Origin of the sequence: Kluyvera cryocrescens NBRC 102467 (assembly GCF_001571285.1) — a bacterium.
Lineage (GTDB): Bacteria > Pseudomonadota > Gammaproteobacteria > Enterobacterales > Enterobacteriaceae > Kluyvera > Kluyvera cryocrescens.
On sequence record NZ_BCTM01000027.1, the window covers coordinates 46357 to 71678 of the forward strand.

At 51.1% G+C, this 25322-nt stretch carries 23 protein-coding genes and 2 pseudogenes; 7 read left to right on the forward strand and 18 right to left on the reverse strand.

Features of this window, described 5'->3' with window-relative positions; translation table 11 throughout:
* Positions 1-42: 42 nt before the first annotated feature.
* Positions 43-369 (reverse strand): DUF883 family protein, encoded by a 327-nt coding sequence (locus KCR01S_RS18105; protein ID WP_052284494.1) that lies wholly within the window; start codon positions 367-369, stop codon positions 43-45.
* A 150-nt stretch (positions 370-519) separates the two neighbouring features.
* Between KCR01S_RS18105 and KCR01S_RS18110 the strand changes: the two genes are divergently transcribed.
* Positions 520-864 carry a DUF2002 family protein gene (locus KCR01S_RS18110; protein ID WP_061284477.1) on the forward strand — a complete coding sequence of 115 codons (345 nt, stop codon included), beginning with the start codon at positions 520-522 and terminating at the stop codon, positions 862-864.
* A 39-nt stretch (positions 865-903) separates the two neighbouring features.
* On the opposite strand, the gene KCR01S_RS18115 is transcribed toward KCR01S_RS18110, so the two are convergent.
* The 4 genes from KCR01S_RS18115 to KCR01S_RS18130 form a co-directional block, all read right to left on the reverse strand.
* Complete coding sequence (locus KCR01S_RS18115; protein ID WP_061284478.1) at positions 904-1353, reverse strand: L-alanine exporter AlaE; 450 nt, start codon at positions 1351-1353, stop codon at positions 904-906.
* A 469-nt stretch (positions 1354-1822) separates the two neighbouring features.
* Entirely contained in the window at positions 1823-2002 is a 180-nt protein-coding gene (locus KCR01S_RS18120) for a hypothetical protein (protein WP_052284497.1), read from the reverse strand.
* 68 nt (positions 2003-2070) lie between these two features.
* The gene (locus KCR01S_RS18125; RefSeq protein ID WP_061284479.1) at positions 2071-2592 is read right to left on the reverse strand and encodes a rhodanese family protein; all 522 of its coding nucleotides are present in this window, start codon (positions 2590-2592) and stop codon (positions 2071-2073) included.
* Between the two features lie 10 nt (positions 2593-2602).
* A complete protein-coding gene (locus KCR01S_RS18130) occupies positions 2603-2902 on the reverse strand; it encodes an ArsR/SmtB family transcription factor (RefSeq protein ID WP_061284480.1) in 300 nt (99 codons plus the stop codon).
* Between the two features lie 625 nt (positions 2903-3527).
* Here KCR01S_RS18130 and KCR01S_RS18135 point away from each other — a divergent pair.
* The 4 genes from KCR01S_RS18135 (at position 3528) to KCR01S_RS18150 (ending at position 8481) form a co-directional block, all read left to right on the forward strand.
* Positions 3528-4109 (forward strand): fimbrial protein, encoded by a 582-nt coding sequence (locus KCR01S_RS18135; RefSeq protein ID WP_061284481.1) that lies wholly within the window; start codon positions 3528-3530, stop codon positions 4107-4109.
* A 66-nt stretch (positions 4110-4175) separates the two neighbouring features.
* On the forward strand, positions 4176-4835 hold the full coding sequence (locus tag KCR01S_RS18140; protein WP_061284482.1) for a fimbrial biogenesis chaperone: 660 nt from the start codon (positions 4176-4178) through the stop codon (positions 4833-4835).
* A gap of 10 nt (positions 4836-4845) precedes the next feature.
* Positions 4846-7359: a fimbria/pilus outer membrane usher protein gene (locus tag KCR01S_RS18145; protein WP_061284498.1), complete on the forward strand. Its 2514-nt coding sequence runs from the start codon at positions 4846-4848 to the stop codon at positions 7357-7359.
* A 12-nt stretch (positions 7360-7371) separates the two neighbouring features.
* Positions 7372-8481, forward strand: coding sequence for a fimbrial protein (locus KCR01S_RS18150; RefSeq protein ID WP_061284483.1), 1110 nt, complete (start codon positions 7372-7374; stop codon positions 8479-8481).
* A 62-nt stretch (positions 8482-8543) separates the two neighbouring features.
* Here the strand turns inward: KCR01S_RS18150 and KCR01S_RS18155 are convergent, their stop codons facing one another.
* The 12 genes from KCR01S_RS18155 to KCR01S_RS18210 all read right to left on the reverse strand — a co-directional run bounded on the left by KCR01S_RS18155 (position 8544) and on the right by KCR01S_RS18210 (position 23877).
* A complete protein-coding gene (locus KCR01S_RS18155) occupies positions 8544-9554 on the reverse strand; it encodes an ABC transporter substrate-binding protein (RefSeq protein WP_061284484.1) in 1011 nt (336 codons plus the stop codon).
* A 12-nt stretch (positions 9555-9566) separates the two neighbouring features.
* Complete coding sequence (locus KCR01S_RS18160) at positions 9567-11693, reverse strand: TonB-dependent receptor (RefSeq protein WP_061284485.1); 2127 nt, start codon at positions 11691-11693, stop codon at positions 9567-9569.
* A gap of 226 nt (positions 11694-11919) precedes the next feature.
* Positions 11920-12375 carry a hypothetical protein gene (locus tag KCR01S_RS18165; protein ID WP_052284506.1) on the reverse strand — a complete coding sequence of 152 codons (456 nt, stop codon included), beginning with the start codon at positions 12373-12375 and terminating at the stop codon, positions 11920-11922.
* Between the two features lie 124 nt (positions 12376-12499).
* Positions 12500-13267, reverse strand: a complete 768-nt coding sequence (locus KCR01S_RS18170; RefSeq protein WP_061284486.1) for a heme ABC transporter ATP-binding protein — start codon at positions 13265-13267, stop codon at positions 12500-12502.
* Complete coding sequence (locus tag KCR01S_RS18175) at positions 13264-14256, reverse strand: FecCD family ABC transporter permease (RefSeq protein WP_061284487.1); 993 nt, start codon at positions 14254-14256, stop codon at positions 13264-13266. Before KCR01S_RS18175 ends, KCR01S_RS18170 begins: the two co-directional genes overlap by 4 nt.
* Before the next feature lie 53 nt (positions 14257-14309).
* Positions 14310-14933, reverse strand: coding sequence for an anaerobilin reductase (gene chuY / locus KCR01S_RS18180; RefSeq protein ID WP_061284488.1), 624 nt, complete (start codon positions 14931-14933; stop codon positions 14310-14312).
* On the reverse strand, positions 14933-15427 hold the full coding sequence (gene hutX / locus KCR01S_RS18185; protein WP_061284489.1) for a heme utilization cystosolic carrier protein HutX: 495 nt from the start codon (positions 15425-15427) through the stop codon (positions 14933-14935). The genes chuY and hutX overlap by 1 nt, the downstream gene beginning before the upstream one ends.
* 12 nt (positions 15428-15439) lie before the next feature.
* Positions 15440-16780, reverse strand: coding sequence for a heme anaerobic degradation radical SAM methyltransferase ChuW/HutW (gene hutW, locus KCR01S_RS18190; RefSeq protein WP_061284490.1), 1341 nt, complete (start codon positions 16778-16780; stop codon positions 15440-15442).
* Between the two features lie 20 nt (positions 16781-16800).
* Positions 16801-17625, reverse strand: a complete 825-nt coding sequence (locus KCR01S_RS18195; protein WP_061284491.1) for a heme/hemin ABC transporter substrate-binding protein — start codon at positions 17623-17625, stop codon at positions 16801-16803.
* Positions 17626-17627: 2 nt separating this feature from the next.
* Positions 17628-19781, reverse strand: a complete 2154-nt coding sequence (locus tag KCR01S_RS18200) for a TonB-dependent receptor plug domain-containing protein (protein WP_061284492.1) — start codon at positions 19779-19781, stop codon at positions 17628-17630.
* 862 nt (positions 19782-20643) lie between these two features.
* Positions 20644-21996 (reverse strand): SIR2 family NAD-dependent protein deacylase, encoded by a 1353-nt coding sequence (locus KCR01S_RS18205; protein WP_061284493.1) that lies wholly within the window; start codon positions 21994-21996, stop codon positions 20644-20646.
* 888 nt (positions 21997-22884) lie between these two features.
* Entirely contained in the window at positions 22885-23877 is a 993-nt protein-coding gene (locus KCR01S_RS18210) for an ankyrin repeat domain-containing protein (RefSeq protein ID WP_000424355.1), read from the reverse strand.
* Between the two features lie 174 nt (positions 23878-24051).
* Between KCR01S_RS18210 and KCR01S_RS24390 the strand changes: the two are divergent.
* Positions 24052-24199: pseudogene (locus tag KCR01S_RS24390) on the forward strand (ATP-binding protein); the annotation flags it as partial.
* Between the two features lie 66 nt (positions 24200-24265).
* On the opposite strand, the pseudogene KCR01S_RS25685 reads toward KCR01S_RS24390, so the two are convergent.
* Positions 24266-24394, reverse strand: a pseudogene (locus KCR01S_RS25685) (IS3 family transposase); the annotation flags it as partial.
* 240 nt (positions 24395-24634) lie between these two features.
* Between KCR01S_RS25685 and KCR01S_RS18220 the strand changes: the two are divergent.
* A partial coding sequence (locus KCR01S_RS18220; RefSeq protein WP_061284494.1) for a DUF6387 family protein occupies positions 24635-25322 on the forward strand: 688 nt, incomplete at its 3' end.

The following is a 25322-nucleotide window of genomic DNA, read 5'->3' on the forward strand; positions in this document are numbered from 1 at the left end:
CGGGGCAGACGCGTTTTTATTATCTACATCATTGTGGTTATATTATCGACGGCATCCTAATAATATGCCAACAAATATCCCCACCGCCGCGGCAGCGCTCACACTTTGCCACGGTTTATCGTGAATATAGCTATCGGCGGTGTCAGCGACATCGCGGACGCTTTGCTGCAAGCGGCTTCGCCCATGGATACGAGCGCGCGTTTCACTGAGCAGAGATTTTGCCTCACGACGGGCTGCCTCGACTTCATCCTTATTATCGCTGGCCCAACTCTTGAGGATACCTTCGAGACTATCAGCTAATTGGCTGACATCATTATGAATATCCTGTGCCTCTTGGTCTGCTTCATTGCGGCTAAATGGCTTAATCATTACGGTCTCCCCGAAATTTGATAGAACCTTAAGTGTAGGTCATCCGACATAAATTGCCGTGAATTAGCCGGTTTCTGGAATTATCTGAAAGCGAGGCGAATACTGATTACGGTAAGGTGGCGATGCAGTAAAAGATGACGAGGATAAAAAATGTATTTACGACCTGATGAGGTGGCGCGCGTTCTTGAAAAAGCGGGCTTTACCATGGATGCGGTAACCACAAAAGCTTACGGCTATCGCCGTGGCGAAAATTATGTTTACGTTAATCGCGAGGCACGAATGGGGCGCACGGCGCTGATCATTCATCCGGCGTTAAAAGAGCGCAGCAATAAATATGCTGAGCCAGCTTCAGATATTAAAGCTTGCGATCACTATGAACAGTTTCCGCTGTATCTAGGGGGCGCCGTTGAGCAGCATTACGGCATTCCACACGGCTTTAGTTCGCGTATGGCGCTTGAGCGCTTTTTAGATGGGTTATTTGGCGAGAACGCATAAATAAATGACTGGCTAAGCCAGTCATTTATTTCATCACAATCAGGCTTTCGCCTGCGCATACTGCTCCACGCGGAACAGGCGGCGACAAAAATCGAGGAAGTAGCCGTATACGGCACCCATCACCAGCGAGATCACCGCGTTTGAACTGACTGCTGCCGCTATCTGGTGCCAGTCAGCACCGACACTCAGCAGAATCAGCACGTACACCGGTGACTGGAAGGTGACGTAAGCAATGGGGTCAGCCACTCTCTTCATCCAGCCTGCCGGGCTAATCCGCGCCGCTTGTCGCATAACGAAGTCACGATACATACCGTATGGCCAGGCAATAATAATGTTCACCGGGATGGCAACCAAACGGGATGAAAGTGACTGCTCGAAGGTCATTCCTGAGAGAAAAATTTCAATCATCATGTTCACGACGGAACAGTAGACCACCATGGCGAAAGTGTCTGCTGCCGCATGACGCAGGCGTGACTGCGCAGAGAACATCGGTATGCTCCTCGAAAAATGAACGGTTAACACAGAGATAAATCGTGTTTAATGGCGTTTTGGTTTGGTTTATTTGACGTGTATAGGTTATCCATCTGCAATAAAACAAACAACTAGTGAAATATTTTTATTTAATGCGCTTTTGTCGATAAAATGCTCTGCTATTGAGAGTTTGTCTGATGTCGCGCTATTTTTGTTTTCGATGTTTGTTTTTTATATAAAAATCATTGAGTTAGTCTTTGTTTCTTGAAGGTTAAAAAAGACAGGAGCGAGGGCGTTTTTTAGCGGGGAAGCGGTTATGCGGTTTTTATTGTGATTTTCATCACGCTTGGGTTTTTTATCCGAATTAATGCCGATTTGGTGGTGATTAATTCTGATGCCTTTCGTTTGAAGTTATGCGAAATTTGTGGGTAAAAATGCATTTCTGCCGGGATGATTTGCGGCGGGATTCACCCACCGCCGGAGATCATCAGCAGACGCCGAAATCACCGTCTTCCTGATACGGTGCGACGTCGCTGTTTTTTAGCGTGTACTGCTTGCCTTGTTCATCGCTGGCCTGTACGGCCACGATGCTCTCTTCGTGCGCTTCAATAACCTTTAATTTTGGTCCGCCCATTTTTGACTGAACCAGATCGCCAGGTGCAAACATCAAGATGCTCCTTTGTTATCTATTGCTATGAATACGCGAGTGACGAGCATCGCTCGCGCGAGAAGAAATCAGCGTCGATTCCACGGCATCACGGCGAGCAAACGCGCCATGCCGCAAAAACCGGTCACGCCCGCCAGGGTTAATCCGGCGCCGACAAACGCGCTCAGAAGAAAGAAGGCGCTGGAGACGCTATAGCCAAGCGAGACGCCCAGTAAAATTAGCACGCCAGCCGCAATTTGTACCTGGCGCATTAGAGGTAGGGGCTGGGATTTATCCTCAACGGTCAATAGCCCGGCGCGACGCCAGCCCTCAATACCACCCTCGAGAATTTTTACCTGTGCGGGGGCGGCGGCGGCAATCAATCGGCTCAGATTGTTTTTTGTCCGATTACCGGACTGACAGTGAAAAATCACAATCTTACCGGCGTTCACCTGCAGCGCTGTACCGTTTTCCAGCGCGGCGAGTGGCCACAGTTGAGCCGCTGGGATATGTTCTCGTGCGTACTCATCGGCATCACGAATATCAATCAGGCTGGCACCTTGCTCAATCAGTGCCTGTGCCGCAGTTGGGGAGATGTGTTCAACGGTCATTGTGTCTCTCTTAGGGGCAGTAGAGTGTTTTTAAGGTGGCGACGATCTGTTTTACGGCCGCATTCTTTATAAAGTAGTGAATGCGCTGCGCATCGCGCTGGCTGTCAATGAGCCCCTCTTCACGCATTCTGGCGAGGTGTTGGGACGTTGCCGATGGGCTTAAGCCGGTGACTTTGGCTAAATCACCGGCGCTGATGCCGGGGGTATCGCAAAGCATGCAGAGGATCAGCAACCGGTTAGCGTTGCTCATTGCCTTTAAAAGTATCGCGGCTTCGCCTGCACGAGCCTGGAGGAGTTTGCTGTCTGTCATTTTAGTTTAGCTTTTCCTTAATTAAGTTAATGCTAAACTAAATGCGTGCAGATGACCAGTACTCATCGAATTTGTTAATAAACGTGTTGAATTTACTGAAGTTGTTCACTATGTGGCGAGTGGCGATACCGTCAGTGGTGAGAATTTTCTTAGTTTTTCATTTGCAGCGCATTTTTTGTCATGTAATAAATTCAGAAATGTGCTTTTAGAGGTTAAGTTCGTTACGGTGATGCTGTTGGTGTTAAATATCATTCATCGTATCTGGAGTTTATGTTTTTATGCTGAGCGTTAATCGATAACATATCATGAGCGTTTTTTATTTTTATAAGTTTAGGTTAAATTATTTTACTGCGCTTTTACCAAATAATGCATTGCATCACGGATTAATAAGAATATTATTAGTGTCGTATATCTAATGCACCCATTGGCATTAGCCGTTGACTCAATAAATTAATAGCAAAGGCTTTCTGTTTATCAAAAATAAACGGAGAGGAAACGGTTACGCATTTAATACCCTGCAAAGGAATAAAGTTACATAACATGGAGGGGTTCATGGCAGATAGTCGTGAAATTATATTTTTTGCGCCCGCTATCGGCATAAATGTACGTCAATAAGAGAATCAGAATGAAAGCACAATTTCGCATTATGGCATGCGTCATCACCGCGTTAGTCTCCGGTGCCGCAGTGGCTGCCATCACTACTAATCCAGGTTCATCAGCAGGAACCCAAGGCCCGGGCGGCCAGGTCAATTTTACCGGTTCCATCACCGATTCCTCCTGTAATGTTGAAAGCGATAGCAAAAATCAAACCGTCGATCTTGGTAAATGGGCCAAAAGCTATTTCACCGGCGCCGGTACCGAAACCACCAAAACGGCCTTCCATATTAAAGTGACGGACTGTCCTGACTCTGTTGCGCATGTCTCTGTTTTATTTGATGGCAAAAAAGACAGTACGAATGCATCACTGCTCGCTATTGATAGTGGGGCTGGCAGCGCTGCCGGCGTGGGGATCAAACTGTTTGAGGATGACCAGAATCAAGTGATCAAACTGGGGACCGTGAGTAAACAGCATGATATTCAGCAAGGAAGCGACGGGGCCGATGGGGCAGCCGATCTGACTTTCTTCGCTGATTACGCGTCAACGGGGGCCAATATAATGACCGGTAAGGCCAATGGCGTTGCTGATTTTAATATGGTTTACAACTAATTAAACCCTGAGCAGAAGGTATCTTCTGCTCAAATTAAACTCTATTTTATCTTACGGCTTATTTCTATGAATCGTTTTATCGCGAGCCTTTCTCTATTTTTATTATCAGCAGCAGCGCATGCGGGCATTGTCATGGGCGGTACTCGCGTAATATATGAAGAGGGGAAGCGCGAAGCATCCATATCTGTGACAAACGCCGATAACGCCGTGCCTTATTTGGTTCAGTCATGGGTGGAAAATTATTCCACAACGGATAAAAGCCAACCGCCATTTATTGTAACACCACCGCTATTTCGACTCGATCCGGAACAAAAAAACGTTCTGCGAATTAACTTCACCGGCGCGACGCTGCCTTTGGATCGGGAGTCGGTATTTTGGTTGAACGTGAAAAGTATTGCGCCGTCGAAACAAGATGATGCGAATAAGCTGCAGGTCAATATTAAGTCGAAGTTCAAAATTTTCTACCGACCTAAAAACCTTCCCGGTGATGCCGATGACGCGTGGCAAAAGCTGACCTTCCAGACTCTCGGTACGAACCTGGTCGCACATAACCCAACGCCTTACTTTATCTCCTTTTTCTCACTCTCTGTCGGCGGTGAGGAGTTGGAAGAGCCGGGAATGATTGCGCCATTTAGCAATAAATCATGGTCGGTCCATCACGCGGGGGCAGTGAAATGGCGTGCGATCAACGACTTCGGCGGTGTTACCGACTTCGCTCAACGGTAACACGGCGCTGATGATCACGGTGAAAAAAACAACCTCAGACCTTCCGGGTGATTTAAGCACCAGCATACTCCTGGCCTGCCTGCCCACGGCGCTATGGCTGCTGTGCTATAGCAGCGCCACAAAAGCGGACGACTACTTTGACCCGGCGGCGGTAGAGCTGTCTGACCCACAGCAAAAAACCGTCGATTTGCACTATTTTGCCAGATCAGGCGGTCAGCAGCCCGGTCGCTATCCGGTCGCGATATGGGTCAATCAGCAGCCGGTTGGGCAGGAGACCATTGAGTTCGTTGAGGAGGGCGGGGTGTTAAAACCGCGACTAACGGCGGCTCAGCTTGCGGAATATGGGGTCAATGTCAGTGCTTTTTCTGCCTTCAGCACGCTGCATGAAGGTGAGGCGTTTACCCACATTGAACGCTTTATTCCCGATGCAGCCAGCGAGTTTGATTTCGGTGGCCAACGGCTCAACCTGAGTATTCCTCAGGCGGCGATGAACCTGCAAAGCCGGGGCTATGTCGATCCCGCTCGCTGGGATGATGGAATTCCGGCGGCGTTTGTTGATTACAATCTTACCGGTGCGCAAACGCAGCAAAGCCAGGGTAGCTACCAATCTCATTATTTGAACTTACGCAGCGGTATTAATCTGGGGGGCTGGCGGCTGCGTAATATTGCGTCCATGCAGTATGACACCACTCGCCGCTGGCGTTCGCAGAGCACCTACCTTCAGCATGATGTACGCGCGCTCAAAAGCCAGCTACGTATTGGCGACACCTACACCAGCGGCGACGTTTTCGATAGCGTACAGTTTCGCGGCGCGCAGCTAATGTCCAATGAAGAGATGTTGCCGGATAGCCAGCGCGGGTTCGCGCCGATTATTCGCGGTATGGCGCACAGCAACGCGAAAGTCACCGTCTCCCAGCATGGTTATGTGATCTACGAAACGTTTGTCGCGCCGGGGGCATTTGCCATTACCGATCTTTATCCCACCGCGCAAAGCGGTGATCTTGAAGTGACGGTGAAAGAGAGCGATGGATCCGAGCGAAAATTTACCCAGCCGTTTTCCGCCGTGCCGTTCATGCTGCGCCAGGGGAGAATAAAGTACAGCGTAAGTCTCGGGCGCTATTACTCCACTCAGGCCGATACACGGCAACCGCAGTTTATGCAGTCGACGTTATTTTACGGTCTGCCCGCAGACGTCACTTTTTACGGCGGTGCGCAGATGGCGGAGGATTATCAGTCGTGGTCCGGCGGGCTGGGGCGTGGCTTTGGTGAATTGGGGTCGCTGGGCGTGGATTATACCCACGCCGTCACCCGCACGCTGTCAGAGAAGCGTTACAGCGGGCACTCCGCGCGCCTGCAGTATCAGAAAAACTTCACGACCACCGGCTCAACCTTGAGCCTGGCGAGCTATCGCTATTCTTCGCTCGGCTACTATGACTTTGCTGAGGCCAATGCGCTGGAGGGGCGCTATGGCGAAACGGAGAGCAAGCGCAGCCGCGAAGAAGTGTCGTTCTCTCAACCGCTGGGCGATATCGGTAGCCTCTCCGCCTCTGCCTGGGCGCAAAACTACTGGCATTCCCCACGTCGCGATCGGACGGTGCATGTCGGGTTTTACAGCGCCTGGAAAGGCGTTTCCTGGGGGCTGGGCTACTACTTTACGCAGTCGTCGGAGAATAATAAAACCGACCGTTCTTTGTCTTTTAACATCAATATTCCGCTAAACGGTCTGCTGCCGAACGGTTCCGTCAGCTACAGCACCACTTCCGATAACAACGGCTACACCTCACAACAAGTTTCCCTCTACGGCGCAGCGCTGGAGAAAAATAATCTCTACTACAGCGTTCAGCAGGGTTATGGCAATAACGGGCAAGGAAGTAATAGCGGCGTATCGCTCGATTATCGCGGCGGATACGGGGAAGCGCAGCTTGGCTATCAGCGCGATAACACCAGCCACCAGGTGAACTGGGGCGCGTCGGGCTCGATTGTGGCCCATCCACACGGTATTACTTTTGGGCAGTACACCGGTGACAGCTTTGCAATTGTGCGCGCACCCGGTGCCGACAACGTAGCGATTGAGAATGGCACCGATCTGCACACCGACTGGCGCGGTTACGCCATTGTGCCGACGCTGACCGCCTATCGTAAAAACGATATCAGCCTCGATACCCAATCGATGGCTGACGATACCGATGTTGATCTTCAGGGACAAACGGTGATCCCCGGTGGGGGAGCCATCGTCGAAGCCAACTATCAGACCCATATCGGCAATCGCGTGTTGTTTACGTTGCGTGGTGCACACGGCCCGCTGCCGTTTGGTGCCAGCGCTCAGCTGCTGGGCGATAACGGCGCGGCATCGGGCATTGTGGCCGATCAGGGGCAGGTTTATCTGAGCGGTATTCCAGACCACGGGGCGATAGTCGTGCGCTGGGATGACAGTCACGTTGCGCAGACCTGTACCGCCCAATTCCATCTCCCCAATAACCCACAGCGTAATCCGGTGAAAACGGTAAGCGCGGTCTGTCTATAAAAGGTCGTAAGTATGCTCAAGCGTTTCCGGCTTGCTGGTTCTTTTCTTTTTCTGTTGGCGGTGGCGGCGTGCAGCCCGCGCGTTTGGGCGGAGAGCTGCAGCAATACCGTGGGTGAGATGACGATCAATACGCAAAACATCCAGTATCTGCCGTCGCTGCCGGTCAATTCGCAGATGTCACATTCGATGGCGGATAACGGTAGCGGCATCCGTTTTACCTGTGATTTACAGGTTCCCGACGCAGGCTGGAAGCGCGTGGTCTATCAGCAGGTTGATACTGACGGTGCGGCAACTGCCATCAACGGCATCCATATCTTCGCCACCAAACTGGATGGGCTGGGCTATTCGCTCGGATTCCAGTGCAACGGTGGGGCGGTGCACTATATTGACGGCAGCTCATCGCCGGCGGGAAATCAGTCGTCAACGATCTGCGACAGCGCGGATATGCCCACGCTGCTGACGCAAAAAGAGATCGTTATCAAAGCCTACGTTACGTTCTATAAAACCGGTGAAATTCAGCTCTCCGGGGGAAATCACACCAACGTTGATGCGCAGCCGCAGGTTGGGAAACTGTTTATGGAACTGACATCCGCGACGGGTAACGGAACGATGGCCACGCAGCCAACCTTCCTGGGGCTATCGGCGCTGAATGTGGATATTGGCGCCAGCGGCAGTTGTCAGGTGACAACCCCCACCATCAACGTGAATCTGGGATCAGTGAATAAATCAGAATTCAAAGGCGTTAACACCACCGGCGGCAGCGCGCAGAACTTTGCCATTCCGGTTTACTGTACGCAGCCGACGGATGTGCGTATTGGTTTCTTTGGCCTGGAGGTTGGCTCGGGATTCCCGGATACCCTGGCGTTGACGAAGACTAGCGGCGCTGCAAGCGGGGTGGGCGTTAAGCTTAGCTACGGCAGCAACAGTGCGCCGGCACCTGCGGCGGGGACGGCGGTAAAAATCAATGAAGCGACTAATCTCCCCGTACTGAAAAAAGTCACCGCCAGCAACGCTGCCAGCGCCGAAAGAATTAATTTCACCGCGCAGTATGTCCAGACGGACAGTTCGGTAGGGGCAGGGATCGCCAACAGCATGGCGACCTTTACGTTGGTCTATAACTGAGAATACACGTTTAGGTGCCGGATAAGGCGATGCCGCTATCCGGCCCGCGGTGTGCGCAGAGACTATTTGATCGGCGGTTGAGCGTGCAAAATACGCTGCACTTCGTCAGCGTTCAGCGAGTAATCAAAGAACTGGCGATAAAAATCCTGCGTCACTTTCGCCATATCCACGCCAGGGAACAGGTCCGGGTGCAGTATCTGCGCAGCCCACTGGATCTGTAGCGCGCTTTCGGTGCCGTAACGATCCCACGGGAAGACGCCTGCGGGGTTCTGCACGACGTTACCGTTTTTCACCGCTTTCAGCCCCGAGAACAGCTCCGCATAAGGAGAGTCGGCAAGCGCGCCGCAGTTGGCCCCCAGGATAATGACATCCGGCTGCCAGGCCAGCACCCGTTCCGCCGACACCTCTTTCATATTACCTGCAATACCCACCGCCGCATTTTGGCCGCCGGCGAGATTTATCCAGGTATCAATCAACGTGTGGCTACCGTCAACTTTCAGCGGTTTTAGCGATTGAATATGCAAAACGGTAGGGCGTTGTGCCACAGTCAGCCCCTGTGTTTTGCGCTGCACGCTATCGAGCGCAGTTTGCAAATAGTGGTTGTAGGATTTTGCCCGCGCTTGCGCATCGGCTGTACCCAGCACCTCGGCGGTCGTGGTGACGGATTTCATCAGCGACGGGTAATCGGTAAACGCCATTTCCAGCGTTGGCAGACCCGCCTGGCGGTAGGCTTGCGCTTTATCATTGCCCTTTGAGGTAAACACCACGTCTACTCGTTTGGCGAGCAGGCTCTCCGGATTGAAGGCGCTACCGCGTACCTGTAGCGCTTGATTCAGCGTTGGGGCGATTTTGAACATCCACGGCTGGCTGTCCGGATGATTGACGGTGGCAACAATTTGACTTCCCGCCCCCAGCGTCATCAGTACCGAATGATGAGCGAACCAGCCGTCGGCAATGGCGTGCACGCGGTCGGGAACGGTAACGGTGTGGCCGGCGTCATCCACCACCTGGCGAGCCGCCAGTGTGGGGAAAGCCAGCCACGCGCAGAGCAACCACGCATGGCGACGTTTCATGTTTCAAATTCCTTAAAAATCAATCTGCATAGACAATTGAGCCTGACGTGGAGCGCCCAACTGGGCGCTGGCATTGCCGGCACCGGTATAACCCGTCAGCGCGCCCGGTACCACATTGGTCCAATAGCGACGGTTAGTCAGGTTAGTGACGTCCAGGCGGAAGGTGACAGGGGTGTTGAACATGCGGGTCGCATAGCTGCTGCCCACATCGACGGTGGTATAACTGCCAACCCAGCTATCGTTGGCATTATCCGTCGCGCGGCGACCAACGTAGCGCACATTGGTATCCACATCGACACCCGGCAGCTGTTCTATGCTGTAAATCGCCAACATGCTTGCGGTGAAGCGCGGCAAGCCAACGACCTGTTTGCCGTCAGCCGTTTGGCTGGCGGTGTCGTGCAGGCGTGGATCAAGCCAGGTAGCACCACCAAACAGACGTAAGTTGCGCGTGACGTGACCGTCGGCCATTAGCTCCAGACCGCGGTTTTTCTGCGTGCCGTCTTCCGCGAAAATGCCGTCATCGTTGGTATAAGCAAACGGACGTTTGGCCTGGAATACGGCGGCCGAGAGCATCAGGTCGTTGATTGGCGCGTATTTCGCACCGAACTCAATTTGGTGGCTGCGGTACGGTGAGAGCACTTCACCGGAGTTGCTTGCACCAGCAGGGGCGGTATCGCCTTGCTGCATGCTGTCAGCCCAGGTGGTGTAGAGCGTAACGTTATCAACGGGCTTATACATTAAACTGGCTGAGCCGCTGGCGCCGTTGTCTTTTTTATCACTGGTTTGCTTGCCGGTTTTATTGTAGTTGCTGACCGTAAACAGGTTTTCACTGCCGGATAGCAGCAGGCTCCACTGTGGGCTGAAGTGCAGGGTATCGCTCAGCAGGAAAGCGTGCTGCGTGGTCGTTGCGGATTGGTAACGACTGTCAAAATCAGGATACGGTGGACGCGGGTAAACTGGATTCTGGTCGAGTGAGGATTTGCCTAGCGTAAAGGTGCCGCCGGTGACTGGGTTGTAGTTCTTCCAGACAAAACCGCGAACTCCGGTGCTGATATCATGGCTCAGCCAGCCGGTATCAAAGCTGCCGGTGAGGTTTGCCATATAGCTGTTGATAGTGAAGCGGCTGGCGGCGGAGTTTGAGGTGGTGGTGGTGTAGTTCCCGCGATTATCGGTCAGCGTATTGGTCACGGTAGTGGATTCACGATCGGCGATCTGGCGCAGTACCCCAACGTCGAGCAGCCAGTTGCCGTCAAAGTCATGCTTGATGTGCAGGCTGGCGGTGCTGGTTTCGTCATCGTTGCCAGCATAGCTTTGGCCGTATTTGGATTTGGTGGGATCCAGCGGGGAAGGGAAGTGCACGCCTTTCGCCAGCGCAAAGGAACCCGGCATCCCTTTTTCGTAATAGTGATAGTAGCTGAAATTACTCTCCAGCACCGTTTTGTCGGTGAGCTGGAAATCCAGCCCCAGGCTGGCCAACTGTCGGCGTTTATGGCTGCCGCTGGTATAGCCGTGGCCTTCGTCATTCAGCAGGTTGAGCCGGTATTTTACGCGGTCGCCGTCATCGATAGGGCCACTAAAGTCCATGGCGGTCAGGGTGCCGTTACCAGTGCTGGCTCCGACGGTTACGCGGTGCAGTGGCGTATCGGTCGGGCGTTTGGAAACCAGGTTAAACATTCCGGCTGGGTTTGCCGGCCCATACAGTGAACCCGCAAGACCGCTTAACACTTCTACGCTCTGGAATTGCTCGGCTGGATATTCGGTCGTGGAGACAGCATTCAGGCCATCAATCATGTGGTTTTGCACCACGCTGCCCTGCATACCGCGGGTTTGCGGGCGGACGCCATCACCCTGAACGGAAGGCATATAGCGATAAATGTCTTTTACGCTTTTTAATTGCTGCTGGCTGATGAGCGGGGCTGAGAAGGTTTGTACTGACCACGGAACATCAATCAAGGCGCGTTTGCCAAGGCTGCCCAGCGTGGCCTGTTTTTCCGCTGCGGGCGTTTCTTGCGCGGTGCCATCGGTGATTGGGGCTGCGGAGACAACCATTGTGTCTTCGGCGTAGCCGGATTTACTGATTGCCAGGCACGAGAAAGCCAGCAACCCCGTGGCGAACGGTCGTTTTTTATTGTTAAACATATTCAAATTCAATTTGTTAGCAGAAAGACTGGTGGTAACCGGGTTACCATCTACGCATGAGGGGAACAGCTATTATTATTTGTGTGATGAATATGATGGGATTATTCGTTATGTATGTCAATATACAACGAAGGGGTAGGAAAATGCGCTGGCGTAGTTGGCCAGAAATAAAACATAAAAAAAGCCGGATGTTTCCATCCGGCTTTTTGTTATTAAGAACAGGGGATTACTCGCTAATTTTCTTCTCAAGCGAGCTGGCACCTTCTTTGGTTTTATCCCAGCCTTCCTGAGCGCCTTTTTTCGTGGCATCCCACCCTTTTTGGGAGGTCTCTTTGGTTTTGTCCCAACCTTTCTGGGTGCCTTCTTTGGTCTTATCCCAGCCTTTCTGCGTCCCTTCTTTGGTGGCATTCCACCCTTTCTCGGTGCCTTCTTTGGTTTTGTTCCAGGTTTTTTGTGCGCCTTCGCTAACCTGGCTGCCTACGCTGTCACTTTTCCCTTCCGCGGCGTGCTTAGACTTCAGCTTCAGCTCTTCGCCCTGGTGTTGTGCCTGATGCAGTTTCTCTTTTGCCGTATTCGCATTTTCTTGCGCAGCGGCAACTGTTTCGTCAGTGGCGTGTGTGGTCGCAGCGAAAACAGGAGAAGCCAGCAGAAGAACAGACAGTGCAATTGTTGTTTTTTTCATAATACTTCCTCATCAGTTAGTGAGCGTTAGCAAGGATGGCATAGACAAATAGATGAGGCTTTAGGAATAAACTGTAATTGAATCATTGTGTTCCAAATGGGGGCGTAATCCGACCCCACGGAAACTAGCGATCCAACATAATTAACGGTGAATTATCAGGCGCGTGGGCGATGCTGATTTCGGCCCGATAGAGGTTCCTTAATGCTGACTCTTTCAGCACCTCCTGTGGCGTTCCGTTATCTACAATTTGACCTTTTTCGAGCAGGATGATGCGGTCGGCGTAGCGCGCGGCCAGGTTCAAATCATGCAGTACGCAGCAGACGTTAAACTGCCGCTCTTGCACTAATTGACGCAACAAACGGAACAGATGCTGCTGGTGGTGAATATCCAGCGCCGAGGTAGGCTCATCCAAAAACAGCCACTTCGGCGACGGCTCTGGTTCCCAAAGCTGAACCAATAAACGTGCTAGCTGTACCCGCTGTTGTTCGCCGCCGGAGAGATGGCGATAGTCGCGGGCAGCCAGTTCGCTACAGCCGCACAGCGCCATAATGTGTTCTGTTTCATCGCGCGGATTACGAGTGCGATGCGGATGGCGGCCCATGCGCACAACTTCCATGACGCTGAAAGGAAATGCCATATGACAATTCTGGCGCATGACGGCGCGGGTTTTTGCCAGTTCCGCCGTCGGCCAGTCGCCTAACGGTCGTCCGAACAGCGAACAGTGGCCGCTATCCGGCTGAAGATAGCCGGTCAACTGGCGCAGCAGCGTTGATTTTCCTGCACCGTTAGGACCGAGGATCGCCACGATTTCGCCGCCGGGCAGAGTCAGAGATACGTTATTGGTCAGGCGGCGCCCGTTGATGCTGAAGGTCAGGTTGTGGGCGTCAATCATAATGCTCTCCGGGTACGCAGGATCAGCCATAAAAAATAGGGGCCGCCAATCAGGCTGGTCAACAGGCCGACCGGCATTTCCGCCGGCTGCACCAGCGTGCGCGCCAGAGTATCGGCTACCAGCAGCAGACTCGCACCGGCGAGCGTAGAGCAGGGGAGCAGCCAGCGATGATCGGCACCGATGGTCATGCGGATCAAATGTGGAATCACGAGGCCAATAAAACCGATAACGCCGCTGACTGATACCGCGGCACCGACCAGCAGGGAACTCAACAGCAGCAGCTGTTGGCGTTTACGCTTCACGTTAACGCCGAGGTAGTGCGCCTCTTCATCCCCGAGCTGCAAAAGGTTTAGCGTATTGGCTAGCCCGCCGGTCACGATGATGGCAGGAACGGCAAATGAGGCGGCGACCAGCAGCGTCGGCCACTGTGCCTGCCCCAGGCTTCCCATCATCCACAGGGTTAACTGGCGGAGCTGCTGCTCATCACCGACGTAGCTCAGCACGCCGATAGCCGCGCCGCACAGGGCGTTGATAGCAATGCCTGCCAGCAACAGCTGCATCATACCGCCGTGGGTGTGACGCAGGCTTATCAGGAATATCACCGCGCATACCACCAGACTGCCGGCGACGGCGAAGATCATTTGTTCGTACAGCAAGAAAACCGCAGGGAGCGAGATAGGGAAGATTATCGCCACGCCCACCATGAGCGCTGAACCGCTGCTTACGCCGAGCAGGCCGGGGTCGGCCATCGGGTTACGAAATAATCCCTGCATAATCACGCCCGCCGTTGCCAGCGCCCCGCCGACCAGCACCGCCAGCAGTACGCGCGGTAGACGAATGTTAAGCCAGATATCGCGGTACTGGGCATCATGCAAAGAGGCAAAGGTTATTTTGAGCGCGCCCTGACTGGCACCAACCAGCACGAGGGTCGCCAGTATCAGGAGCAGGCCGATAAACACGCTGAACGAAGAGAGGGAATCCTTAAACACGCAAGTCTCCATAAAACATCATTGCGGCGCCGTCAGCCAGCGCCGCGTGGGGATCAGGCCGGTTTAAGCTCAGGCTCAACCAGGCTGTAGACCTGTTGATTGAGCGCCGGGGCGCTGGCCAATGCCTGAATATGCGCCGCCACGTCGGCGCGCTGCACGAAACCGTGCACTTCCTGTTGCTGAATGCGCCGGGCTTTACCGGTAGCCTCGCCGCTCAACAACCCGCCGGGACGGAGAATGGCGTAATCCAGAGTACTGGTTTGCAGCCAGCTTTCCGCCAGTGATTTCTCTCTGACTGCCTGACCAAATGCGGCCTTTGCCCGCGCGGAGAGAAATGGCCAACTGTCGCCGCAGCCCAGCGAGGTCACCAGTATCATGCGTTTGAGGCCGGCTTTTTCCGCCTCGTCGATCACCGTCCGGTGTGCCAGATAATCCTGTGCGCCGCCCATCGATGAAATGACGGTCGCTTCAGCGCCCGCCGTCTGACAGGCCTGCGCGACGCATGCCGCATCGCAGGCATCGCCGATCAACACGTTGATGCCTTTGGCTTTCAGGCGTGCAGCGGCTTCAGGGTTACGCACCACGGCGACCACTGGGCGCTTTTCTGCCAGCGCTAGCTCAACGGTTAGCGCGCCCACGCCTTTACCACCCGCGCCAAAAATCAGCCATGGGTTCATCAGGCATCCCCTTTCAATACGGCGGCCAGCTTGCGGAAGGCATCAACCTGCTCTGCCAGCAACTGACGGTGGTCATCGCGGCCAAGGAAGATTTTAAACATCGCATTGCCCGCAGCGTTAAAGAACAGAATCGAGGCGGTGTCCATCGCCATAAACTTGCGTTCGACCAGCGCGATATGCGTGCAGTTTTCGGCTTTAATGTGGCCCGTCATGCCCTTTTTGCCACGCAGGTTAAAGTAGCCATGGCGATGGAACCCGGACGGCAGTTCGCCGGTGAATTCCAGGATCACGTCGGCGGAATGCACCAGCGTGGTGACTTTTCCCCATTCGCAGACCGTGTCCCAGACGGTATCAAATTTATCACCGGCAACCAGCGTGTGTGACGGCAGGTGTTTCACAACTTCCAGCAGCGTGGTGTTGTATTGTCCCGCGATAGCTTCCAGGGTGCCGTCTGGCTCGGTTTTCAAATAATCCTGTAAAGAGACGTTGCTCATCATTAGCTCCTGTTATGGGGTTTCTACCGCAATGCGCGGCGCGTTAAGCTCCTGAATTAGTTCATCAAGAGACTGTAAAATGTTGCTGGCCCAGAAACGGCCTTCGTTGGTCAACCGCAGGCAGGTTGAGTCATCCTGCGTTAATCCGGCGTGGTGCCACTGCGTCAGCAGCGGGGCGAGTTTGGCCGCATGCGGTGTCAGCGCATCCAGCGGCACGCGGGCGGTTTCAACGCCGGCCTGCAGGGTGTGGCGCCACTGGAAGCCGCGATCGGCGGTACGCATCATCATCATTAGCGGTTTTTGTCCGGCGGCAATCGATTGATGCCAGTTCTCAAGGTTGCGTTCCACCATCCATGAATAGCCGTTGACTGAGCCGCCAGCGCCGGAACCCAGCGCCAGACAATCGGCGCCTTGTTTAATCAGTAAATTGTAGAGGTTACGTTCGCGAGTGGTGCGCGCCCAGTGGCTGTTGCTGATGCAGCGCCAGCCGGCCTGATCCATAAAATCGCAGCCTTGCAGATAGAGATCCCGACGCTCAGCGGGCTGAGGCACCGTGGTTCGGCCGTTTTCCACCGCTTTGCCCAGCGGCGTGTTGGGCAGCAGATTGAGGGCGTAAAGATCCACACCGTCTAGCCCGATCTCCCGGGCGATCGCCAGATCCTCGCCCCACAGTTTGGCATCCTGTCCCGGCAGGCCAAACAGCAGATCGCAGACCACTGCGGCCCTGTCGCGACGCACCAGACCTTCCATAAATGCAATCGCCGTAGGGCCATCAGAGGTGCGGGCCATCTTCTTGCGGATTTTGCTGTTAAACGACTGAATACCAATGGAGAAGCGATTGGCACCGGCATCGAGACAGGCATCAATACGCGCGTCGTCGAAGTTCAGTACCCGGCCTTCTATGGTGATTTCACAGTCTGGCGCGAGCGGCAGGCGTTCGCGCAGCGCGGTAATAATGCGCGCCAGATCGCGGGCAGAGAGCGCTGATGGCGTACCGCCACCGAAGTAGACCGCGTGAATCGGCGCCGATTGGTGCAGTACGCTGTCGGCTTCCATTTCAATTTCGCGCAGCAGCGCGTCGGTATAGCGCGTGCAGCTATCTTCCTCATAGCGGTTCTGGTAAAAACCGCAGAAAGTACAGTGGGTGGCGCAAAACGGAATGTGCAAATAGAGCAGGCGTTTACGCGCAGGCGTCGCCTGGCTTAGGACATTCAGCCAGGTTTGCGCCAGCTTATCTTTGGCGATGGGGATTGCGCCGCGCCAGGGCATGGTGGCCCGGCGGTCTTTGAAGGGCTGGCCGCCCTCCAGCGCAAAGTGAGGGGTTAAGTCCAGTTCGTTTGTCGTAGTGTGCATAACGGGTCTATCGGTATCCTTTAGTTTGGCCAGAACTGGCGGTGCAGCGTTTCAACGGCATCGGCGACGCGTGGCCCCATTCCCAGGATCAGGGCTTGATCGAGCATGACGATGCGTTGGTTTTTCCATGCGGCGGTGCGGGTGATCCCGGCTATCGTGCTGAGGCGGTTGATATCGCCATCGACCATTTGCGAGGTGACGATGATCACCTCTGGATCCGCGGCAATGAGGGCTTCCGCGCTGTAGCTGCGATACTGCGGGTGCTGGGCAACATTCTGTGCCCCAGCCAGCGTCATAATGGCATCGGCGACGCTGCCTTTTCCGGCCACCTGCGGCGCGCTGCCGCCGGCGCTTAAGATAAACATCGCTTTGATTGGGGCTGGTTTACTGGCGCTGCTCTGGGCAACAGCGTCCAGACGCTGGCGCAGCGTATTAACCAGCGCATCGCCTTGCGGCTCGGCGTTGAGGTTTTTGGCCAATGCGTGAATGTTGGCATACATCTGCTCAACGGTTGCTGGCACGCGCGGCAGAGTCACGACATTGACCTTCTGGGCGCGAAGCTGATCGAAAACCAACTGTGGGCCGGCGTCCTGCCAGGTGATAAAACTGTCCGGACGCAGCGATAAAATGCCCTCGCTGCTGAGCTGCTTCCAGTAGCCGATATGCGGCAATGCTTGGGTTTGCGGTGGGTATGAGGTGGTTTCATCAACCCCGACGACCCGGTTACCCGCGCCGATGGCGTAAATCAGTTCGGTGAGAGAACCACCGGCCACCACGATGCGTTCCGCTGCCTGCGTGCTGAATGCGCAGGCCAACGCCAAGAGTCCTATGGCAATCTTTTTCATTATTAGAAGTTCCAGGCAAAGCCAACGGCGGCATTAATCCCCGCCGCAGGAATGGATTCATGCGCCGTGCGATAGCGTTTGTCGGTCAGGTTGTTCAGGGCCAGGTTGACCTGATACTGGTCGTTGGCACCAAATTCGGTGTTGACCGCCAGGTTCAGCGTTGCCCAGCCCGGTGTACGGGTTTCTTTGGTGCCGGTATCGTCTTTGGCGCTAGAGGCCGCGCGGATATAGACGTCGGAGGTGACGTTGGCGGCGTTAAGCATCAGCGTGTGCTTCAGCCCGACCCGGCCGTTAACGGTTGGTTCGCCGGTATTGGTGGTTTTCAACGTCGGCCCTTCGTACTGGCGGCGAATCAGGTTGCCGCTAACGTACGGGGACACTGCCCAACCGTTGTATTCCGCGCTGAGCTCCATCCCCCAGGTTTTGGCCCGGTCGATGTTGTCGTAGTAGTAATAACTGCCGCGAGAGGTGGCGGTATTACCGTTACACAGGGCCTGGCCCGAGCAGGAGACGTTGGCGATATAATCTTTCGCCTCTGAATAGTAAACCGCGCCATCCACCATCCACAGATTGCCGTTGTAGCGGGCTCCCAACTCGTAGTTGTTAGAGCGTTCGGCTTTCAGATCCGGATTGCCGTAAGTGACGCCACCGCCGGCGGTGGTTTGCATAAACAGTTGGCTGAGCGTTGGGAAGACGTAGCCCTGAGCAAACGCCGCGCGTAGCTCAATATTATCGAAGCCGGAGTAGCGCAGGCTGGTGGCGGTGACGAATTCATTGTCATGCGCGGATTGCTCAGCCAAAGAGGTGTCACTGCTAACGCCATTGACGGTCGACTGTGCATCGCCGCGGGTGAGTTTTGACGATAACCAGTATTGGCGTGCCCCTAGCGTCCACGTCCAGCTATCGGCAAAACGCCAGTCGTTCTGGGCGAACAGGGAGGTATTGCTTTGCTCAGACTCGTTATACGAGGTGGTGCGGGTTTCTTTGGCAAACATCGCATTGCCGGTGATGGCCTTTTGGTCCGTGTAGCCGTTCGAAGTTTGGGATACCCGATCGCGCTGATATTGCGCACCGACCACCAGGTCATTATTCGCCGGAAGGGAGAAATTACTTTGTAATGTCACCCCCTGCGTGTACTGCTTATCTTTGGTGGACGTCTGGTTGCGGATAGTTAGGGCTTTGGCCAGGGGAACCGGAACAACCTGAGTGGTCGCCACCTCGTTCTCGAAGGTACGGTCGATTGTCTGCTCGTAGGCATCGAGGTGAATTTTCTTCAGATAGTCGCCGTCCACGTCCATGTCGTAGAACAGCCCGATTTTTTCGCGCTCCAGTTTAGGGATCTTGACGCTAAAGGCATCGTACTCACCGTCCGGATCATCAAAATAGGTCTGTGTTGCTAGGCGGTATCTGTCGAGCGACAGGCCAAAATGGTGCTTACCGAGGTTATAACCTAACCAGAGGCCCTGACTGTTATTACGGTTGTGCGTATTGGGCAGACGGCCGTCCGGGGTATCGCGATCGCCTTGATCGGAATAGCTGCCATTAATACGGTAATCGAACTGGCCGATGCTGCCCCATGCCGCAGCTGACTCTTCCCAACCCATGTTAGCTGAGTTGTAGACCGCTTTTACCGTGCCGCCGAGCGGCTTATCACCGCCTTTTTTGGTGATAAAGTTGACGACACCGCCAATGGCCTGTGAACCGTACAGCACCGAGTAGGGGCCTTTCACCACTTCGATTCGCTCGAGTGACGATTCGTCAATCAGCAGGCCGCCGCCATAGTTTTGCCCCGCGCGCTGATAGGTCACCTCTTGTCCATCAATCAGGATCAAGACGCGAGAAGATGCCTCACCGCGGATGCGGATCTGTTTGCGACCAGCAAGGGCGTTATCGGTAATCTCAACTCCGGGAATGTCCTGTAAATCATCGGCGATAGAACTGTTGGTGGAGTTTTTTAGCGTCTGCCTGTCGATAACCTGGATGGTTGCCGGACTCTCCCAAAGGCTGCTTGCCGAACGATTCGCCGTGACGACAAGCGTCTCTTCTTTGTTCGCATTATTCTGCGCAGTGTCAGCCGTGGCGGCTGAAACGGCACCTACGACAAACAACGGCATGGCGGAGAGTACCAACGACCCTCGGGTAATGGTGTGCTGCATCGTTAACCCTATGGATAATTATTGAATGATAATAAGAATGAATATCAATAAGATTTACATGGCGAGGGATGATGCGTCCAGCAATGAAGGTATAAACAAAATGCATCTTTGATTTGTGTCAATTTATTACAGCGAGAGAGCAGTGGAATGTGAGGTCTGTCACGTCAATTCTGATATAAATTAAGTGGTTAATAGCGTGAATTTGCAATAAGGCGGTGGAAGTTGTGGGGGGGCGGTTATGCCTGAGAGGGGAAGTGTAGATACAAAAAAGCCCGCAGGGCTTACGCCGTGCGGGCTTTCAGGACTTCATATCAGGCTCTGGTGACCATCAATAAAGGATTTTGGTGGGCTGGCGTCCCTGTGCTTTTAATTATAGTGTATTGATATTTAATATTTTTGTTTAAATTAATTTCGTTATGGGTTCCAAAAAGGAACCATAAAGTAGAACCACAGAACCTCGCATGGTTCCAACATGCCTAGCGACTTCAAAATAACACGCTCTATGGCAAACTAAATGTAAGTGTGGCTGGATATTTAGCGTCTGATTACTGAGAGGGTCAATAAAAACTGCTCTATCTCAAATACTGTAGTGGCCCATAAACTTGTCCGCTTGAGTCGATGGTGTACCTCGTCCGTTCAGGCCCGGAGTGGCCAATTAGCAGAGTATTCATGTCTGCTATGAGCGAGGATCGGACGTAAAACAACTGTAAAAAACTATTTAACTCAGGCAGACATGTCAAGATTCAGTGAAAATGTCTAATCACTGGTTCGTTAGAAATGCCCATATGTTGAAAAGGCTGCTGCAAAAAAGTCTCTCGCAGCGGCCTCTTTAATATAACGTCATTGTGTGCATCATCTTTAATTATGGGTTTAACTCAAACTGTTCCCCGTTTATTAATTTTCGCAATAAGTCAAGTGCCTCAGATGAGTATTTTCCGACACCACTTTTCCCAGATTTAATGAAAACATGATAATTGTTGTCTGATGCTTTAATGTTGAAGTCGGTTAGTTTTCTTAATTTTTCGAATTCTTGATTAACATAGTGCCACGATCCCATGTCGAGAATCCTTGCCAGATCAGACATTGTATATGGGAAACTAGCATTTAGTGCCTGCCCATTATTGAGTTCAGCGATACCATACATTTTTGCTAATGCATCATCATGCTCTGCAATATTGCGGAACATCTCAAAATCGTATGGAAGTTCTTGTTTAACAAGGGATTCTGATGCGAATGTGTACGTTCTGGCTAGAAATGCACGCACAAGTTTTGGATTAACGCTAATTTCCGGTGTATTAGATGATAACGCATCAAAAATCCAACCAAAATTATTTGCGTATATCACCTTGATTCGAACGCTTTTATTCTCACCAACACCGATTAGCAATTCCTTTTGATGAGAACCAGTGGCCTCGCAGTCCTTACTGAAGGAGACAAGATAAATATTTGGAATCAATGCATTATTGGGAGCGATGATTTCATCTATATCAGAGAGAATTGCCTTTATGTTTTCATCATTGATACTGTACCCAAAGAAAAACAAGGGGTGTTCAGCAAAATATGTTAGCAACTTAGCACTGATATATTTCTTACGTTTATAGAAATCAACATAATCTTCATTTGTAATAACAATACTTTCAACTTCATGACTGCTACCATGAATTTTCATGATTTCGCCATAAGATGAATAATTCACTTTAACAACGTTATGACCAACTATTGCCTGATAATTGTCAAATATTTTTTCTAATGTGTCGTCATAATTTGTTGTGATTATTGCATGAGGTTTTACTTTCCTTAATTTCTGAACTTCCTCTGTATATTCCATGTTCGAGAAATCAACGGAGTTTGATAATTCATTCAGAATGGATGCAATTTCATGCTTAATATAAATATCTTTTGGAGTCGTTCCTTCAAAGTATGTCTCTGGATAGCGATCCTTGCCATCATCCCAAGCCCATTCAGCATAGAAGTCACAAAAATCGCTAGCAATCAAAGGTTTGTTATCACCCTTTGTTTGGCTGTAGTAACCATAAGGGCGTTTGATCAAGGGGCATATTTGCGCTAGTTGCTTTAATAGACCTTCCCAGTCAGGCGCTTTTATATATCGTTGTGAAATACCTGCACCCATGAATAAAATGGGTTGGACTTGTAAGTTTTCAAGGCAAGATTTAACATCTTCGATTATTTCTTCTTGATATTCCGTAAAGTCCATATAGTTACCTCAGGGATAGGTGATTGCTATGTGATGCACCGCGAAACGGTTCGGGGCTTTGTGACACCCAAACTTTACCCCGGTTTCCCAGCGTTTCCTTTGTATATAATATCATTGAAGTTAATTGCGTTTCTCAGAAATCTTCTTAGGATGTGATTGCAATAACGGCAACACAGCGCACACATCGCGGCTGATCAGTGAGTATGAAGTGGTTTACTGAATTTGGCCGCCTGAATCGAGAGACAAAATGTCCGCTCCTGGCACTAAGCAGAAGTTCCCGAACAACGTAAGCTGGCATATGCCCTCGTTCCTCCGTGGGGACTATCGATCTATTTGCCGGTTGTGTTTAAGCAATATCGCCAGCGGCGTGAGCTCTCAGTGCATTCAATCAAGCTCACAAATCACACAGTCTTTACTTTTTTTAGATTCCCTAATGGTTTCGCGTCATAGCCTCAGCCAGATAAACCTGAGCTGCTTTAGGGGTATATGCCTTTCCGAGCATAAAGGATACTGTTTCTATGAAAACTGATCGCGAGAGCACGATTAGGAGATCAGAACCTGATTTGACATTGATACTGGCTATCAGCGATGGGCAGTTCTCGAATACATCTGACAATCATTTACCTCATTAAGTTTTATTTCCAGAAGTGCCGTGATCCAGCACGAGTGCTGATAATCAATATCACTTGGGTAATGATTGACAAGTTCACTAAACAACGAGCAGATATTTTAAAATTGCCTGCAGCTTCCACATCACCAGGCAGAGGCGTCAGACCCTTAGCACCATACGATTCATAGAGTAATTCCCAATATAGTTGATGCTGAATTTCTTTGTTCATGTTGAGGCAGTATATTGAAACAATGAGAATGAATCACACATATAAGCTCTCACAATCTTCCGCCGTTTTTGACTGTTGCAGATATACTTTTAGCAGGTTTTAAATGCCTGGAGATTTCTTTCTGTTCTCGACGGATTTTGTATGAATTAATTTCTTCATAATCCTTGTGTTTATTTATTTTTGATAAATCAACCAAGAGATTATTTCTTATCATCCACTTTACAATTCGCTTGTTGATATCTTTATAGAGAGGGCCGCCTTTATATTTATAGAAGTGAATATCATGAATTTCACTGATGAAATCAAGTATGGATAAGATTTCTTTATAATCACCAATGTAACTGTTAATGGTGAAATGGTCTTTATTAAGTTCTATTTTGAATCCATGTTCAGAAAGGTAATACAAGAAAAAGGCTGAGTCGAGATCACAAAAATCTACATGCAGCGTTCTTCTGTCAAATTTATCAATATGCGAGAGAATGATATCATGTAATTCATAATCATATACATTTTCAATAAATCCTTTCCCTGAATGATCAATTTGATTGACATTGCATCCAGCATCTATTGCTACGGATAAAACTTCCGGGGAAAGGGGCATGAAGAGAATATTCATTCCTTTTTTATCGATGTGATTTATATCACAACCAGCATTAATTAATTCTGTCAATCCTTCAGCATTCCTGTAATGTTCAAAAATGCATGTGTAGCCATTAGTATCCGTATGCGAGGTGTCTAAACCCAGTTCAATCAGTTTCTTCAGTATTTCTGGATTTTTTTGATGAAAGAGCGCATTTTGCCCATGTCCGTTGATATGGTGTATATTAATTCCATAACTGAGCAGGCAATCCATGGCTTCCAGGGTTCTGCAGGCAAAAATGGCATTGTTGCCGTTACTGTTAACAGCATTAATGTCATAGCCTATTTTTAAAGCTTTCTTTATATCATCAGGTGATCTTGCATTGAAGAATGATTCAGAAATGGCAAGGTCTAATGCCTTTTCTAATAATCCCTTTTGTAATAAGGATATGACTAATTCCATAAACACCCCCATGAAAAAATGTTTAAGTCATTAGATATCAGAAAATCTGTGAAATGCAACAGCTGGGGAAAGGTGTTCATGATGTGCGGAATAAAAATTTCCACAAACCACCCGTGGATACATCAGAAACACCTGCAGTAAATTTACGCCTGTAACCTGCCGTCCGGACTATAGGACCAAACCTTCGCGGGAGATGCTACCATTACATCGGCAATGTTGAACCGGATTTTACATCACACACGTCGTACAAATAAAAGGAGAAGGCTATCGACTGAAGCAAAAACGGAAAGCCGGGGTTATCGCTGAAGCTAATCCTGAGTAAACAAGGTGGATCAACATTAGACCGTCGGTGGTGGCGGTATTCGGATCACTTTTTACCCGTTGTTGACCCCTGGCGCTCCCAAACCATTTCCAGTGCTCTGATGGTAAGTTTGTTGTCAGGTGAGAATTGAATTTCATTGCCCACCCCTCCGGTTTTTCTGGCGAACAGGTCGAGAACAACGACAAGATACGCCCAGAGTAAAGTAAGAGGCAGGGCGTAGTCGGTCCATGTCCCTGCCTCTCCTTTCCTGACAGGACGTAGACCCTGGCAAGTTGCATCAAAAGATAACAAATTTCTCAGTTCAACTTCCTTCTGGCTAGGTTAACTTGCAAGCAGGAAGTGCTTTTCATCGATTAGTGAATACGGTAGTTTTTTCAAACTAACTGAACTCTATTCGTATGACTTAAATCTTTAAGAAGGCAGGAGATTTGAATTTTGAAAAACTGGTCACCAGAGCATACTAAAGAAATCAAAGCTTGGCTTGACATAGATAACTATCGCAAGCTCGAAGACATCAGTTTAAATGCCTTGTATCACGAACTTTGGGCAAGAGCACTTCTGTACAAGCCTGGGCCTACTGACGAAGAAAAGAAAGGGCTATGGGTGTACATGACTGAAATTTTCAGTGGGAACCCCCATCTTTTCAAAGGGAAGCATCTCGATTATCCAACAGTTAACGATACTCTCTACAGTCCTCCACACATTTTTATCACGGATATCACCAGGCTTGCTGAACTTAGTGTGATGGCTCTTAGTGTGAATCTTTTCACCTGGGAGGAAGGAAACGATGAATATTGTGTTAATGCGCCTCATCACGAAGCTTATGTGTCACAACTCTTGTCCCCCTTATGTGAGAAAACGGTGTTGCTTGAAATCGATCTTGGTAGTGGTACTGACGATGAAATAGCCGAATCGATAAAAGCGGCCCTGCCACAATGGAGATCGGTAAAAGGAGTGGAAGTTAATGAAACCGGTATCGTTCGTTTCGGCTATGGAACTATTAAAAAAATCATAAATTACAGGTTGGTTGCGATGCTGGACATCTTACTTTGGGCAAAAAGGAAAGAACTAAGAATCTCAGATGATCGCCTCTCCCGGCTTCTTTATACTGATGAAGATGAAG

What these genes read in the sequence shown, in the direction of transcription:
- chuY (WP_061284488.1), bottom strand. Translation starts at nt 14,933, where the DNA reads ATGAACCCATGGCTGATTTTTGGCGCGGGTGGTAAAGGCGTGGGCGCG.
- KCR01S_RS18125 (WP_061284479.1), bottom strand. Translation starts at nt 2,592, where the DNA reads ATGACCGTTGAACACATCTCCCCAACTGCGGCACAGGCACTGATTGAG.
- KCR01S_RS18120 (WP_052284497.1), bottom strand. Translation starts at nt 2,002, where the DNA reads ATGTTTGCACCTGGCGATCTGGTTCAGTCAAAAATGGGCGGACCAAAA.
- KCR01S_RS18135 (WP_061284481.1), top strand. Translation starts at nt 3,528, where the DNA reads ATGAAAGCACAATTTCGCATTATGGCATGCGTCATCACCGCGTTAGTC.
- KCR01S_RS18110 (WP_061284477.1), top strand. Translation starts at nt 520, where the DNA reads ATGTATTTACGACCTGATGAGGTGGCGCGCGTTCTTGAAAAAGCGGGC.
- KCR01S_RS18205 (WP_061284493.1), bottom strand. Translation starts at nt 21,996, where the DNA reads ATGGACTTTACGGAATATCAAGAAGAAATAATCGAAGATGTTAAATCT.
- KCR01S_RS18105 (WP_052284494.1), bottom strand. Translation starts at nt 369, where the DNA reads ATGATTAAGCCATTTAGCCGCAATGAAGCAGACCAAGAGGCACAGGAT.
- KCR01S_RS18140 (WP_061284482.1), top strand. Translation starts at nt 4,176, where the DNA reads ATGAATCGTTTTATCGCGAGCCTTTCTCTATTTTTATTATCAGCAGCA.
- hutX (WP_061284489.1), bottom strand. Translation starts at nt 15,427, where the DNA reads ATGAGCAACGTCTCTTTACAGGATTATTTGAAAACCGAGCCAGACGGC.
- KCR01S_RS18150 (WP_061284483.1), top strand. Translation starts at nt 7,372, where the DNA reads ATGCTCAAGCGTTTCCGGCTTGCTGGTTCTTTTCTTTTTCTGTTGGCG.
- hutW (WP_061284490.1), bottom strand. Translation starts at nt 16,780, where the DNA reads ATGCACACTACGACAAACGAACTGGACTTAACCCCTCACTTTGCGCTG.
- KCR01S_RS18200 (WP_061284492.1), bottom strand. Translation starts at nt 19,781, where the DNA reads ATGCAGCACACCATTACCCGAGGGTCGTTGGTACTCTCCGCCATGCCG.
- KCR01S_RS18155 (WP_061284484.1), bottom strand. Translation starts at nt 9,554, where the DNA reads ATGAAACGTCGCCATGCGTGGTTGCTCTGCGCGTGGCTGGCTTTCCCC.
- KCR01S_RS18170 (WP_061284486.1), bottom strand. Translation starts at nt 13,267, where the DNA reads ATGATTGACGCCCACAACCTGACCTTCAGCATCAACGGGCGCCGCCTG.
- KCR01S_RS18165 (WP_052284506.1), bottom strand. Translation starts at nt 12,375, where the DNA reads ATGAAAAAAACAACAATTGCACTGTCTGTTCTTCTGCTGGCTTCTCCT.
- KCR01S_RS18145 (WP_061284498.1), top strand. Translation starts at nt 4,846, where the DNA reads ATGATCACGGTGAAAAAAACAACCTCAGACCTTCCGGGTGATTTAAGC.
- KCR01S_RS18195 (WP_061284491.1), bottom strand. Translation starts at nt 17,625, where the DNA reads ATGAAAAAGATTGCCATAGGACTCTTGGCGTTGGCCTGCGCATTCAGC.
- KCR01S_RS18210 (WP_000424355.1), bottom strand. Translation starts at nt 23,877, where the DNA reads ATGGAATTAGTCATATCCTTATTACAAAAGGGATTATTAGAAAAGGCA.
- KCR01S_RS18130 (WP_061284480.1), bottom strand. Translation starts at nt 2,902, where the DNA reads ATGACAGACAGCAAACTCCTCCAGGCTCGTGCAGGCGAAGCCGCGATA.
- KCR01S_RS18160 (WP_061284485.1), bottom strand. Translation starts at nt 11,693, where the DNA reads ATGTTTAACAATAAAAAACGACCGTTCGCCACGGGGTTGCTGGCTTTC.
- KCR01S_RS18115 (WP_061284478.1), bottom strand. Translation starts at nt 1,353, where the DNA reads ATGTTCTCTGCGCAGTCACGCCTGCGTCATGCGGCAGCAGACACTTTC.